The sequence below is a fragment of the Holdemania sp. 1001302B_160321_E10 genome (genome assembly GCF_015552275.1).
In the GTDB taxonomy this organism is placed as follows: domain Bacteria; phylum Bacillota_I; class Bacilli_A; order Erysipelotrichales; family Erysipelotrichaceae; genus Holdemania.
In genome coordinates this window covers 1-14,722 of sequence record NZ_JADNEM010000025.1, presented here as the reverse complement: position 1 = coordinate 14,722, position 14,722 = coordinate 1, and the positions used below count along the sequence as shown (strand labels likewise).

Sequence of the window (14,722 nt, the reverse complement as noted above, 5' to 3'; positions counted from 1 at the left end):
TTCAAAATTGAAAAACGTACATTTTCAGTTGATAATCAAAATTATTTGCGAAACGGCAGGGAAAATCCGGTTTAGAAGCAATTTCACCGTTTTTTTAAACCATTTTCGCGGAAAATTTTGCTAAAAAACGACATGAGTTCAAATTTATTAAAAAAGTAACCGGTTTCAATTCGACTTTTCCGCATTTCTAATTTTTTCACATTCCATCCCGGAAAATCAATTTGCTCTCAATCAATTCAATTTTTGACTAAAATGATTACCTGTGCCGTAACCGCTTCCAATTTAAGACTGATAAAAAATAAAATAACGGTCAAAATCCCGTTATTTCTGCATCATTTCCTGATTTAAGATCATTTCTGCGGAGGCTTTGATCAACGCTGCGCAGCGTGTCCCGTCAGCGTCTTTTGATAAATCCCACTTTCCTGTCATCGCCGCGGCATGGACCGGGTGTTTTTCACGCACGGCAAGGATCAAACGATCGTTCTGTACGCGAACTAACAGCTCATCCAAGCCAAACCCGCAGTCCTGCAGCGTCTGCTTGCCGAACTCCCTCAGAACCTGACCTTCCTTTGGCTCTAACACTTCCGCAAAGGAAGGCAGAGACTGCCCGCAGGGATACCAGCAGCCGCCGCGCAGATGCCGCCAGCCATCCCCGCTGTTTCCGCAGCGCTTCAGCTGAATCCACAATCCGTTTTTGATCACCGGCTGTTTCTCGCTTTCCCGCCGCAGCGTAAAGCGCCCGACTTGAAAGGGGATGTCCTGCGCTTCACCCTGAACCGCCCAATCCCACTCGCAGCGATAGCGGGCAGGATCCAGCCCCAGCTGTCTGTCCCAGCCGATATCCAGCGCGGAAGGCTCCACCGCGCTCACATTCGCAAACTGCCGGTTCAGCTCTGCCTGAAAGCCAGCCTGATGGCATACATCCACAAACCGCTGCCGGGTCGGTTTGATCACAAACCACCACGCAAACGCAAACAAGAAACCACCGGCGAGGGTGCCGCGGTGACTGCGGATACCCAGCCTGTTCTCAACAATAAAATCCGCCGCCAGAACGCTGACGAGTAAAATCACTCCCAGCCAGTACAGAAGCTGCCAGCGCCGCGCGGTTCTCACAAACCGGCGTTCATCAGCCACGCGCGAACCTCGGAAATAAAATACAGCGAACCGGTGATCACTACCGTGCCCTCAGCCCCGGCCTTGTCGCGGGCTGTGCGGACCGCGGTTTTCCAGTCTTCGATCAATTCACTGCCTTCGATCACCAGCTGCGCACCGCTCTGGGCACGGAAATAGTCGAATTGCGTGATGATCAGGCTGTCGCTGATCTGTTTCAGCTGTCTGGCCATGACCTCGGTTTCCTTATCCTTTAACGCGGTAAACACGATGACGCGCGGATGGGGCAGATCTTGAACGGACGTGCACAGCGCTTGAATTCCCGGCGCATTGTGCGCCCCGTCGATGATCGTCAGCGGATGCTCCTGAAGAACTTCAAACCGGCCGGCCCAGACTGCTTTCCGCAGTCCTTCGCGCAGCGCTTCCTCACTGAGAGTCAACTCTCCCTGCTGCTTCAAGGTCCGCAGACACGTCAGGGCCACCGCCGCGTTGCGGGCTTGATATTGAGCACGGGTATGCAGCGTATAGGTCTGATCTTCCATCGTAAAGTGAACCTCAGATCCCGGCTGAACCGTAACGGGAGCCACCGAAATCAGCCGCGCCTGCTTTTTTGCGCAGACCGTTTCGATCACCGCCTGGCATTCCGGCTGCGTCACGCCGCTGACGACCAGCCCGTTATGTTTGATGATCCCTGCTTTCTGCAAGGCGATCGCTTCCTCCGTGCTGCCTAGGCGTTCCATGTGATCCAGGCCGATTGACACAATCACGCTGCACAGAGGATGACGCAGCGTATTCGTCGAGTCCAGAAGACCGCCCAACCCCACCTCGATCACCGCGATGTCAACCTTCTGTTCGATAAACCACAGGCAGGCGAAAAAGAAATCGATCTCAAACATCGCCAGATCCCATTGTTCCAGTAAATCCCGGTAGGTATCGACATAGCGGACAAACGTGGCGTCGTCGATCCAGCGCTCCTGAATCCGGATCCGGTCCTGATGGGCGACCAGATGCGGCGAGGTGAACGTGCCGACGGTATAGCCGGCTTCGCGCAGGACGCTGGCGAGATAACTGACGGTGCTGCCCTTGCCGTTGGTGCCGGCGACATGAATCGCACGCAGCTGGTCCTGCGGATCACCCTGGCTGGCCATAAACCGCTGGAAGTGATCGAAGCCATGGTGAAAATTATGCCGGGCTGTAATCCAATCGACGGCCTCCTGAATTGTCGTCATCTTAATCCTCAATCTGCCAGTCGATCGGCGCGCGGCCATGATCGATCAGAAATTGATTGGCCTTGGAGAATGGATGCGTGCCGAAAAAGCCGTAGCTGGCCGACAGCGGCGAAGGATGCGGCGATTTCAGGATCAAATGCTTCGGATTGGTGATCCAGCGGCCCTTATCCTGCGCGTTGCGGCCCCACAGGATAAAGACCAGCGGATCAGGATGGTCGTTCAGCCTGCGCATGACCTCGTCGGTGAATTCTTCCCACCCCTTGCCGCGGTGCGACAGCGGTTTGGAATCTTCGACCGTCAGCACAGTGTTCATCAGAAACACGCCCTGCTGAGCCCATTTCATCAGATAGCCGTGATGGGGAATCGTACAGCCCAGATCGTCATGCAGTTCCTTATAAATATTAACGAGACTTGGCGGTACCTTGACGCCCTTGCGCACTGAGAAACACATTCCATGCGCCTGATTGGGCTGATGATAAGGATCCTGCCCCAGGATGACGACCTTCACGTCGGAATAGTTGGTAAATTCAAACGCCGAGAACACCTGCAGACGAGGCGGATACACCTTCGTCGTCGCATACTGCTGGCGCAGAAAAGCGGATAACTGCTGGAAATAAGGCTTTTGAAATTCCTCTTTCAAAAACGGGGTCCATTCATTCTGAAACATTGTGCTCCTCCTTAGGGTCTTCCTGACAAAATAAAAACCGGATTTTTTCCGGTTTCATTATAGCACTGTTCGTCCTATTTCACCAATCCCTGCGCTTTGAGCTGATCGCGCCGGCGATGATAGATCGTCGCGTAAACAGCCATCGCGATCGGAAAGAGGGAACAGAAGATCACGGCGACGGGCAAATAGAGTGTTTCCGGGAAAATCCAGGAGCACAGCACAATCGCCGCCATCCCCAGGCAGCGGCCGATCGACTGGTAGGTTTCCCGCACGATCACCCGGCCGACGATATTTTCCTGCGCGGCGTAATCGGCGATCGCGTTCATTACGATGATCTGATACGGATTGGCGTACATCGGCGTCGACAGCGCGTTGACCACGCCGTAATAGACGGCCCCGCCCAATGTAGGACAGAGCACCAGCACGACGGCGCTGGAAGCGATCAGTACGGCACCGATCCGGTAGAACCTCATGCGGTTGCGGCGGTGCATGGCGCGCGAAACCAACGCGAACGCCGCAATCGAGATCAGCGCGAAGAACGCCAGCAGCTTGCCATACGTACTGCCGCTGCCCTGGGTTGCGTTATACACCAGCAATCCGGCCAATGTCAGCGACAGCGAGTTGTGCATGCCGTAGAAGAACGTCGTGATCATGCAGTAGCGCCATTGCGGATCGTCCAGCTTCATCCGTCTCAGCACGGAGAACGGCTGCGGCGCGCTGCGGGCCTTGACGCGCAGCGAGATCAACGCGATCCCGGCGTAAATCACTAAGACGATCTTGAAGATTTCCACATAGCCCGCGGTATCCGAAGCTGCCAGATCAATGATCATCGTCGAGATCAGCGGCGCAGCGATTGCGGCGATGTTGTTGCAGATGCCGACGCTGGAAAGAAAGCGGGAGCGGGACTGGGGCGAGGACACGATCTGATTCAAACTGTTCAGGCTTAACCAGAACAAGCCTTCGCCGATTCCCGTCAGCGCCGCCACGCCGTAGACCAGCTCCGGATGCACGGCAAACTGATCCTGCGCCGCCAGCACGAACAACAGGCTGAGCATGATGAAGACCAGGCCTGTGGCCAACGGTCCGGCAAAGCTGTGCTTCTGCGCCCACTTGCCGCCGAGGGTGAAGAAAAAGGGAAACAAGCCGATCCGCACGATCGTGTAGATCGACATGACGATTAACGAGCCGGTATAGGCGTACAAATAGACGTTCATAAACACCGCCGACATCGCGTTGGCCAGATTGAACAGACAGGCGATGAGGATCGTCGTCGTTTCATCACGCGTGAATTTCTGCTTAAGCATGCTTAACCAACCCCTACTTTACAAGGCCCAGCTGCTTCTGCCGGTCGCGTTCACGATGATAAACCGTCGCATACAGCGTCAGAATGACCGGGAACAGCGAACACATCACAACCGCTGTCGGCAGATACAGCGTTTCCGGCAAAAGGAGGGAACACAGCACGATCAGCACCATGCCCAGGCAGCGGCCGATCGACAGATAGGCTTCCTTGGCGATCACGCGGCCGACGATATTCTCCTGCGCGGCGTAGTCCTGGATCGCATTCATCATGATGATCGTATACGGATTGGCATACATCGGCGTGGCGATCGCGTTGACCACCCCGTAATAGATGGCTCCCGCCAGCGACGGCCAGAGCACCAGCACGATCGTGCTGGATGCGATTAACAGCGAACCGATCTGATAATAGCGCATCCGGTTGCTGCGGCGCATCGTCCGCGATACCCAGGCATAGGCCAGAATCGTCAGCACCGCGAAGACCGCCAGCAGCTTGCCATAAGCGCTGCCGCTGCCGTTGGTCGCGTTATACACTAACAGACCGGCCAGCGTTAAGATCAGCGAATCACGCATCCCATAAAGAAAAGTTGAGATCATGCAGTAACGCCACTGCGGATCGTCCAGCCGCATGCGCCGGAGCACGGAGAAGCTGTGGCTGGCGCTGCGGGCGCTGACGCGTGTGGAAAGCAGTGCGATCAGACCGTAGATCACTAAGACAATCTTGAAGATTTCGACATACCCCGCCGTATCTGTACCGGCCAGTTCAATAATAAAAGTCGAGATCAACGGCGCAATGATCGCCGACAGGTTGTTGAAAATGCCAATGTCGGAAATAAACAGCGAGCGGGTTTTCGCCGTTGAAACAATCTGGTTCAGACTGTTGATGCTCAGCCAGTACAGTCCTTCGCCCATGCCGACTAACGCCGCCACGACGTACACCAGCTGCGGAATGCGTTCAAATGCATCGCTGGCGCCCAGCACAAACAACAGGCTGAACATGATGAGGATCAATCCGGTCGTCAGCGTCTGCGAGAAGCGGTGCTTCTGCGCCCACTTGCCGCCGATGGTAAAGAAGAACGGATACAGGCCGATGCGCACGATCGTGTAGATCGACATCACCACCAGCGATCCGGTATAAGCATACAGATAAACATTCATGAAGACCGCCGACATCGCGTTGGCGAGGTTGAAAAAACAGTTGATCAGGATTAACAGACGTTCGTTGGAGCTCAGCGCTTTCATAAAACAATCCCCCTGGAAAATGATTTCCTTTTTGGTCTTGAGTATCATAGCACAACCATTCACGTTGTCAATCCGGAAAATGAATAAAAAAACCGGAATTCAGTCTTTTGCAGAAGACAGTCTTTTCCGGTTCTCTTTGAATTATCTTAGGCAGTGGGAAAACTGCTTATCAAGCCTGACGAACCCCCTTGCAGTACACTGCTTTCAGCTGAATGTTTTCATCGCAGACGACCAGATCCGCATCCTTTCCCGTCTCCAGTGAGCCTTTACGGTCATCGACCCCCAAATAGCGCGAAGGATTGATCGTCGCCGCATGAATCGCCGTTACCAGCGGCAGCCGGGCTTTGCGATGCAGGTTATCCACGCCCTGATTCACATATAAGGCAGACCCGAATAAAGTTCCGTCAGGCAGCCGGAACGCGCCTTCCCGGCTGTACTGCGCAGCCGCCGGATCATCCTTGCATTCAGCGGAATCGGTGACCAGGATCAGTTTATCTGCGCCTTTCATCGTTCCGATCAGATGCGCCGTTTCAAAATGCACATGAATTCCGTCGCCGATCACCTCCGCGTAGAGTTCGTCCAGATTCAAGGCTGCGCCGAAAATCCCCGGATTGCGATGATGGAAGGGCCGCATCCCATTGCCGCAGTGTGTAATGCCGGTAGCTCCGGCGGCGACGGCGTCCTTGACCTGATCAAAGCTGGCGCCGCTGTGACCGCAGGAAACGCGGATATGATGCGCGGCGGCCGTTTTAACGAACGCATAATCCTCATCAAACTCAACGGCGCAGGTCACCGTCATGATATGCCCGCCGGCTAAATCCTGATAGTGAAGCAGTACCTCCGGATCAGGTTTAACGATCGTGTAAAGATCCTGCGCACCATGAAACTGATGCGAAATGAAATTGCCTTCCATATTGATGCCCAGGATTTCCGCCCCTTCCCCCGGGGCTTCGATCGCTTCTCTAAGAACCGGCAGGGCTTGTTCGTTCTGGCGCTGGCTCTGCGTCGCGGTGGTCGCAAGAAACGCGGTCACGCCTTCTTCCGGCATGTGCTTCTGCCAGCGGCGCATGGCTTCCAGCGTCGGTTTGCCTGCCTCGCAGCGGTTCCAGCCGTGCGTGTGAATATCAATGAATCCCGGAAGAATCCACAGATCCTGATAATCGTGATCCGGCTGCTTTTCCCCATAGGGCAAAACCGCTTGAATGAGACCGTTGGCAATTTCCAGCTGAGCGGGCTGAAGACAATCATGAATCCAGACGTGAGTGCTTTGAATGATCATATTGTACCTCCACTTTTTCTTTAGTTTCAGTATATCACCTCTTTCAGGCTTGTCCACTGAACCCAAAAAAAGACACGGCGCAACCGTGCTTTTCACCGCAGACAATAATTGAAAAAAGCTTCGTATTCCGTCTGGGAAATCGTCGTCGGCGTGGCCGGGTCGAATTCGTATTTCCCCCGTTGTTTCAGCGTATCCGGCTCGATCAGAAAAAAGTCGTACATCACCCGGCCGGGCTGATCCGGCACCGGATCGTCAAACGTCGCGTCGAGGTAACGCATTTCCCCATCCAGACTGACCAGATTCCAGGCGTGATCCATCGTATTGCTGAAAACGCGGATGGAGCCGATCCCGGCGGCCTCCAGAAGCAGATCCATCGCTTCCATATAACCTGAACAGGTCGCCTTCCCCCGCTCAAAGACGCCGGAGGCGCGGAAAGCCAGACTCTGACGGCGTTCTTCTTCATTCAAGGCGACGGCTTCCTCGTCGTATTGGGTATGCAGCACCAGCCAGTCGTGGAGCACGCGGATCGTTTCCGTCTGATCCATTTCCGCACTCACGTTTTCTTCCACGATGCGGCGGGCCTGAACGCGGTTTCGCTGCAGCTGCTGCTCATCCTCCATCGTGACTGTGAAGATCGTGCGGCGCGTGCCGTTCATCATCCGCCGCTGCGTGTACTGAGCTTCAAAGGTTGAAGGCGACAGCGCTAAGGCATAGATGAAAATTTTATCCAGATCCAGATCCTCATCCGCGACGATCGCAGCTTCCCGCTGGCCGCTGCGGACAAGATTGCCGATCAGCAGTCCTGCTTCCATCTCGCTGTCCACGGCATAACATCCCTCACGGACGTCGCAGCTGATCTTTTCAAATTCCTGATCAGGGCGATAAAGCGAATCGCTGAACGTCACTGTTTCCCGCTTGCCGCCCAGAACCTCAGGCAGCGCAAGCGACTTTCCGGAACAGGCTGTCAACATAAAACACAAACCCAAAAGCCATTTCCATTTCTTTTTCATACCGCCTGTCCCCTTTCACGGTTTCAGTATACCACGTCCCGCGGATTTCTTTCTTTCGTTTCCCTTTCAATTTTTGTATAATAAGAACGCAAAGGAGGCGCAACTCATGCTTCAAAGAACCATGTCCTTAAAAGAAATGATGGATTACCGCCCGGCCGCGGCGGATTTCGCCCAATGTCCCGAAGCGGTGACGGGTTTGATGCGGCTGTGCGTCGTCGCGCCGGATAAGGAAAAGGCGTATGATTTCCTGCGCCACATGATGAACCCGCCGTATCGGCAATTAGCGCTGCGCAGCTTCGACGACTGCCTGAACACTGTGCATTATGACTTCGATGGATCGCAGGCATCCAAGCCGACGTTTATCTTAATGGCGGAATACCGGGTGATCACGGACAAACCGTCGCTGCAGGCACTCATGGAAACGGTGATCGAAACCCGGACCGATGCGGAAACCGATGTGATCGCCGACTGCTTTATGAAAAGCGACGAGGGCGGCAGCTGCCTGCGGATTTATTCCCACGAAGGCCAGGTCCACGCGGCGATGCTGGGATGACCGCGTGGGTTAAAGTCACAGAGTGATCGTCAGCTTAAGCCAGGACATCATAAAAGAGAACAGATCGGAATTTCCAGATGGAAAACCGGCCGTTCTCTTTTTTATTTTTTGAATTCGAGAGTTAAGCTTCCGGATTGACCGGCGGCTGCGGCTCGCGCTTCTGAATGTGCAGCAGCGTCAGCACCGCCTGATCGGTAATGTTGGCCATCATGTTTGTGAACCGCTCAAAGCCTTCCTGACGGTAGGCGTCCTCAGGTTTAATCTGCGCGTAGGAACGCAGATAGATGCCCTCGCGCAGCCGGTTCATCGAATCGACGTGGTCGTTCCACTGATGGTCGATCACGGAAAGCAGAATCATCTTTTCCAGCTGGGCGATCTGTTCGGGCGCTTCATCCTTTTTCAGCTGATGCTGACGATGGAATTCCTGCTTCAGGATGGCCTGAAGGGTCTTCTCGTCCTTCGCCTGATCGAGCTCCTTATCGATTTCGCTGAGCAGCCAGGTCTTGCCTGTTTCCTGCAGCACTGCTTCCCATTGCGCAGGATTGGCGCGTTTGGCGTTCAACAGGGACGCGGCCAGACTGGCGGCCGCCTGATCCATCAGGGAACTCACCAGTTCGCTTAAGTCGTCCTGCATGAGAATCTGATCGCGCTGGCCGAAGATAATCCGGCGTTGTTCCATCAGAACATCGTCATATTCCAGCACGCGCTTCCGGGAATCGTAATGCAGATCCTCGGCGCGCTTCTGAATCAGATCGATTGTTTTGCGCAGCTTTTCCGCCGGCAGTTTATCCTCGCAGAACTTCGCAATGCTTTCCTTCTGCAAGTCAGAAGCGTACTGAATGATGAAATCATCCTGCATCGATACATAGAAGCGGGAAAAGCCCGGATCGCCCTGACGGCCCGCACGGCCACGCAGCTGGTTGTCGATACGCTTGGATTCATGCCGTTCCGTGCCTAAGACGGCCAGTCCGCCCAGCTCGACGACGCCTTCGCCCAGCTTGATATCGGTGCCGCGGCCGGCCATGTTCGTCGCGATCGTGACCGCGCCCTTCTGCCCGGCCCGGGCGATGATCTCGGCTTCCTGCGCATGGTTCTTCGCATTCAGTACGGGATGCGGGATCTTTTTCTGCGTCAGGCGCCGGGAAAGGATTTCACTGATTTCCACCGAGGGGGTACCGACTAACACCGGCTGGCCCTGGGCGTGCAGCTGTGCGACTTCTTCCACGATCGCGTCGTATTTTTCGCCTTTGGTCTTATAAACCGCGTCCGGATAATCAATCCGGGCGATCGGCTTGTTTGTCGGCACAACGATCGTGCGCATATTGTAAATGCTTAAGAATTCCTGTTCTTCCGTCTTGGCCGTACCGGTCATTCCGGCCAGCTTGTCATACAGGCGGAAAAAATTCTGGTAGGTAATCGTCGCCAGCGTCTTGGTTTCCTGCTTGATCCCGACGCCTTCCTTGGCCTGGATCGCCTGATGCAGCCCATCCGAGAACTCACGGCCTTCCATTTTACGGCCGGTGAACTGATCGACGATGATCACCTCGCCGTCCTCGACGACATATTCGACATCGCGCATCATGACATAATTGGCTTTCAGCGCCTGCTGGATATAATGCACCAGATCGGCGTGGCTGTGATCGTAGAGATGGGCGACCTTGAAGAACCGCTCGGCGTGCACGATGCCTTTTTCCGTCAGATAAACCTGACGTTCCTGATGATCGACTTCAACCTCATCCTTGCGCAGCGCCTTGACGAACTGATCGGCCATCAGATATTGCTTGTCCAGCATTTCCCCGGCGCCGGAAATAATCAGCGGCGTGCGGGCTTCGTCAACCAGCACGGAGTCGACTTCATCGACCAGCGCGAAATGGAGTCCGCGCAGCACGCGGCTTTCGAGATTCATGACCATGTTGTCACGCAGATAATCAAAACCCAGCTCGGAGTTGGTCGTATAGGTGATGTCGCAGGCAAACGCCGCGCGTTTCTGCGCTGAAGTCAGAGTGCGATCGTTGCAGCCGACGCTCAGCCCCAGAAACTGATAAATTTGTCCCATCCACTGGGCGTCGCGGTGAGCCAGATAAGGGTTGACGGTCACGACGTGCACGCCTTGGCCTTCCAGCGCGTTGAGGTAGACGGGCAGAATTGAGGTCAGCGTCTTCCCTTCGCCGGTTTTCATCTCCGCGATATCGCCCTGATGAAGCAGGACGCCGCCCATCAGCTGGACGGGATAGGGCCGCTCGCCGATCACCCGTTCAGCCGCTTCGCGCGCAGTGGCGAAGGCTTCCGGAAGCAGCTCGTCCAGGCTTTCGCCCTGGCTTAAGCGCTGGCGGAACTGACTGGTTTTTGCCTGAAGCTCAGCGTCGCTCAGGGCTTTGTATTCCCCGCTCAGCGCTTCAATTTTCTTCGCCAGCTTCTCAGCTTTGGCTAACTGGCGGCCGTCGGGACTTAGTGATTGTAAAAGATTCATGATTTTCCTCCTGTTTGTTTCCTTTTTTTAAATGATCCAAACAGGAAAGGGCGGGGCCAGCCGGCCAACCGGCACGGCCAGAATCTTCGGTCTTGCCACCTGCGCTGCCCGCTCGATCACCGGCACGGCGTTCCACAAGCTGTCCGGCATCAAAGCCAAGACCGGCTGAACACCGCCGGTCGCTAACGGCGTCGAAGGCCCCGTGGTTTTCTTCTTATTCAGCGTTTCCGCGCTTTGCAGCTGCGCTTCCTTCTCGCCGGCCGCCTCCGTCTGAATTGTCAGGGCCGGCTGCGGCAGCAGGGTCTGCGGTACGTCAAGCAAACCCCAGGATAAAAGCAGGCAGAAGCTCAGCGACAGCCATCGTAAAAAAGCAGGGATCATTGGCTTCCGCCTCCTTTCGCTTTCCGCTTCAAATTGATATCCGTTTAATCATACACTGTTTCAGCAACTTTGGCAATCACGCCGCAAAGTCAGTTCCATCCCACGAAACAGCGTCGTTTCACTGGATTCGCTTCCTGTTTAAAACGTCAGTTTGGGTGTCACTGTGATTCCCCAGTCCACTGCCAGCTGTTCGGCCTGACGCACCGCGCCGTCGACCAGATTGCGCGGATCATGAGCGTCCGAACTGATGATCGTCGTCAGTTTGTAGCGCTTGCTGAGCTGCCAGATCTTGGCGTTGGGATAGCCAACCGAGCGGCGCAGGCCATTCGCGTTGATTTCCACCGCCACGTTCCGTTTTTCACATTCCGCAAAGATCCGATCCATGCACTCCAGCAGAAGCGGCGTCGGCTGCTCGTAATTCACCATGATCACGTCAGGATGGGCGAGCAGCTGAAAAAATCCGGTGTTCAGTGCGGCGATCACATCTTCGGTATATTGCATCGTTTCCCGATCCCGGTCCTGCATCGCAAAATAATCGTAACGATGATCGGCGCTTTCATGCTGCCCCAGAATCCACAGCTTCACGTTCTGATGATCGCGCAGCTGGGCAAACCGATTCATTTCTTCCGGGAAATATTCGCATTCCAAAGCTTTGAAAAGAGAGATCTGATCGCCATAGCGGCCAATAACTTCATCGGCTTCCGCCAGAAATGCCGGCATTTCGCCCCAGGTCATCCGCGGACCCATCGGCTCTTCGCTGGCCACATGCTCGCACACCGCCATTTCTTCCAGGCCGCAGCGCAGCCCCTCCTTCACATACTCTTCCAGCGTTCCCCGGCCATGCCGGCACCAGCGGGAATGGGAATGAACATTTGAAATCATCGTTATCCTCCTTACGAAGCCGCCGCTTCGCCTCTCTTTATGAAAATCTCAGCATCTTCGCTCTCCTTGTTTCTGATCCGTCTGGAAAGCAGTTTTGACCGGCTGATTGTCAAAAACGAAAAAGCGCGGCTGCCCGCGCCTTGAGATTATTTGACGACGACCACCATCGTGATCGGATTGACCGCCAGATTGCGGACCATGACCGGCGTCGTCAGCAGGCCGGCTTCATTGAAGATCTGTTGATAGTCTTCCTCCAGCTCGACATACTGGACGGCCGGCGAAGGGTTGAAGAACACCTTGATCGTCTGATAGCCGCCATAGGCTTCCACATCATTGAGCTGATACAGCAGCATCTGGCTTTCCGTCACTTCAAAATGAACATGGCTTTCAATTTCTTCGGCGCTGGCGAAGCGGAACGCACGGATCAGCTTGCGCAGCCGCAGACAGTCGCGGGTATATTCCACGACCTCCTCGTGCCGGTTCTTGCGTTCCCAATCGATCTGGTTCACGTTGTCCGGCGCATTGTAGGTATTGTGATAGCCGTATTTCGTCCGGCAGAATTCCTGACCGCTCTGCAAAAACGGCACGCCCTGGGCGACCAGCGTCACGGCGATCATCAGCTTCTGACGCTTGACGCGGATCTCCCGCACCTCATCCTTGCAGCAGTCCTTCATCTTATCCCAGCTCGTCGCGTTGTCATGACATTCGACATAGTTGATGCTCTGGGAGGGCTGTTGGTAAATCTTATACATTTCCTTGTTCAGCGTATTGGCGCACAGGGCGGACGGCATATCGTGAGCCTGATATAAATTGCCCGTCGCATAGCCCTTGGCCTGTACGTCGAAATCGGAAGTCTTGCCCTTGACGACGTCGCGGAAATAATCGTTGAAATGCGCGACCTGCGGCATTTTCGCGTTGTTGCGCTGGCACGCCTTGAGATCGTCGTTGAGCGCCGTCGGCAGATCCCAGCCCTCGCCATAGACCATTAACTCCGGCTTCAGCTTGCGGCCGGCCGCCACGACAGCGTTCATCGTGTCGACGTCATGAATGCCCATCAAGTCAAAACGGAAGCCGTCGACGTCGTAAACCTCGATCCAGCGGCACACAATATCGACGATATACTTGCGCATCATCCGCATCAGAGAATCCGTATCGTTGCCGCAGAAGGAACCGTTGGACAGAAAGTCCGACGGCGTAGTGCGGAAATAGTAATAGGGCACGCACTGGCCGAATGCGGAGAACTGGATATCGTAGTGATGATTGAACACGACATCCAGATTCACGCGCAGTCCGCGCGCATGCAGCGTCGCGACCAGCTGCTTCAGTTCGCGCACCCGGCAGCGCGGATCGTTGGGATCGCTGGCATAGCTGCCTTCCGGACAGCCATACTGCAGCGGATCGTAGCCCCAGTTGTAAAACAGATCCGGATGTTCCTCGTCGACCGTCGCAAAATCAGCGACCGGCATCAGCTGCACGTGCGTCACGCCTAAGGAAGCCAGATAATCCAGTCCCGTCGGCTTGCCCTGCAGCGTCGTCCCCACTTCGCACAGCGAGCGGTACTGACTGTGGGTGCGGGTGCCGCATTGGGCCTGATGAGTAAAATCGCGCACACTCAATTCATAAATCACGGCGTCGGTATAGCTGGTAAAGGGCGGCAGTGCGGAATTGGGCATCTGCGCCATCCGTTTCCAGTTGACCAAACCGCTGCGAAGGCCGTTGGCAGTCGAAGAGAGGGCGTAGGGATCCGGACTGAGATGAAGCTCGCCGTTCACCTTGACCTGATACAGATAGGTTCCCCCATCCCAATCCCCCTCTACCGTCAAACGCCAGACACCTTTTTCCCCCCGCGTCATCGCGACCAGCACCTGCTTACCGGCCAAACGCAGATCCAGCTGCACCTCGCAAGCCGTCGGCGCCCACAGCGCGAACCGTGTCTGAGTTTCCTCACAGAACGCCCCCAGTTCACCCTCATACGCAAAATCCTGATCAAACCGGGCGGTCTGGACGATCCGGCGGTATTGCAGCACCGCGCGGTGTCCGTGTTCCTCCACAATTTCCAACGATTCGCCAATCTGGACTTCGGCCGGGCCGGTCAGCGTGTACCGCGTATAGCTCTCATGCGATTCCAGCTCCCGGATCTGACACGCCGTCGCTTCCCCCTGCGGCCGCTCCAGATAAAACCGGTCGCTTTTCCCGTTATAAAACCGTTGTGACAAATAGACTACAATTTTCCCATAATCGTCCAGAAAAGCTTCCATGCTTGTATTCTCTTTCATACGTTCCCTCTTTTCTGATGTCGTCTTTTTTACTTTTTCAAATCGCCTGTTCTTCTATTATAATGGACAAGACCGCTGCACAACAAGCATTTCCCTCCGACTTTTTTGCGAAAGCCAAAAGAAAATCCCGCGTTTTTAGGGTTCTATAAATTTTGGTGTTGGTAGAAACCAACGCCTTTTTTTCTTGAGCATAAAAAAAAGAGACATAGGTAAGAATTTCCGTTACAATAAAGTTACCACACAATATAGAAAGGAAATCTCACTATGTCCATTACTCATTCTATCGCATCTGTTCTCAATTTAAAAGACCCTCATCTTCATTTC

The 14,722-nt window shown here is 54.8% G+C and carries 12 protein-coding genes; 1 reads left to right on the top strand and 11 read right to left on the bottom strand.

From position 1 onward, the window contains the following. Positions 1-321 precede the first annotated feature (321 nt). The 7 genes from I2D94_RS13775 to I2D94_RS13745 form a co-directional block, all read right to left on the bottom strand. Positions 322-1,134, bottom strand: coding sequence for a hypothetical protein (locus I2D94_RS13775; RefSeq protein ID WP_195397329.1), 813 nt, complete (start codon positions 1,132-1,134; stop codon positions 322-324). Continuing rightward, a complete protein-coding gene (locus tag I2D94_RS13770; protein WP_195397328.1) occupies positions 1,110-2,339 on the bottom strand; it encodes a folylpolyglutamate synthase/dihydrofolate synthase family protein in 1,230 nt (409 codons plus the stop codon). Before I2D94_RS13770 ends, I2D94_RS13775 begins: the two co-directional genes overlap by 25 nt. A gap of 1 nt (position 2,340) precedes the next feature. Continuing rightward, positions 2,341-3,006 carry a uracil-DNA glycosylase gene (locus I2D94_RS13765; RefSeq protein WP_195397327.1) on the bottom strand — a complete coding sequence of 222 codons (666 nt, stop codon included), beginning with the start codon at positions 3,004-3,006 and terminating at the stop codon, positions 2,341-2,343. Positions 3,007-3,080: 74 nt separating this feature from the next. Then, the gene (locus I2D94_RS13760) at positions 3,081-4,310 is read right to left on the bottom strand and encodes an MFS transporter (protein WP_195397326.1); all 1,230 of its coding nucleotides are present in this window, start codon (positions 4,308-4,310) and stop codon (positions 3,081-3,083) included. A 13-nt stretch (positions 4,311-4,323) separates the two neighbouring features. Continuing rightward, positions 4,324-5,547 carry an MFS transporter gene (locus I2D94_RS13755; RefSeq protein ID WP_229056889.1) on the bottom strand — a complete coding sequence of 408 codons (1,224 nt, stop codon included), beginning with the start codon at positions 5,545-5,547 and terminating at the stop codon, positions 4,324-4,326. Between the two features lie 169 nt (positions 5,548-5,716). Next, on the bottom strand, positions 5,717-6,826 hold the full coding sequence (gene nagA, locus I2D94_RS13750; protein WP_195397324.1) for an N-acetylglucosamine-6-phosphate deacetylase: 1,110 nt from the start codon (positions 6,824-6,826) through the stop codon (positions 5,717-5,719). A gap of 92 nt (positions 6,827-6,918) precedes the next feature. Next, positions 6,919-7,836: a transglutaminase domain-containing protein gene (locus I2D94_RS13745; RefSeq protein WP_006057602.1), complete on the bottom strand. Its 918-nt coding sequence runs from the start codon at positions 7,834-7,836 to the stop codon at positions 6,919-6,921. 106 nt (positions 7,837-7,942) lie between these two features. Here I2D94_RS13745 and I2D94_RS13740 point away from each other — a divergent pair, with 106 nt between their 5' ends. Beyond that, positions 7,943-8,389 (top strand): hypothetical protein, encoded by a 447-nt coding sequence (locus I2D94_RS13740; RefSeq protein WP_117893691.1) that lies wholly within the window; start codon positions 7,943-7,945, stop codon positions 8,387-8,389. 121 nt (positions 8,390-8,510) lie between these two features. On the opposite strand, the gene secA is transcribed toward I2D94_RS13740, so the two are convergent. The 4 genes from secA to pulA form a co-directional block, all read right to left on the bottom strand. Beyond that, positions 8,511-10,859, bottom strand: coding sequence for a preprotein translocase subunit SecA (gene secA / locus I2D94_RS13735; protein ID WP_195397323.1), 2,349 nt, complete (start codon positions 10,857-10,859; stop codon positions 8,511-8,513). 27 nt (positions 10,860-10,886) lie between these two features. Further along, the gene (locus I2D94_RS13730; protein WP_195397322.1) at positions 10,887-11,240 is read right to left on the bottom strand and encodes a hypothetical protein; all 354 of its coding nucleotides are present in this window, start codon (positions 11,238-11,240) and stop codon (positions 10,887-10,889) included. Positions 11,241-11,378: 138 nt separating this feature from the next. After that, entirely contained in the window at positions 11,379-12,122 is a 744-nt protein-coding gene (locus I2D94_RS13725) for a PHP domain-containing protein (RefSeq protein WP_195397321.1), read from the bottom strand. A 146-nt stretch (positions 12,123-12,268) separates the two neighbouring features. Beyond that, entirely contained in the window at positions 12,269-14,398 is a 2,130-nt protein-coding gene (pulA, locus tag I2D94_RS13720) for a type I pullulanase (RefSeq protein ID WP_195397320.1), read from the bottom strand. Positions 14,399-14,722 lie beyond the last annotated feature (324 nt).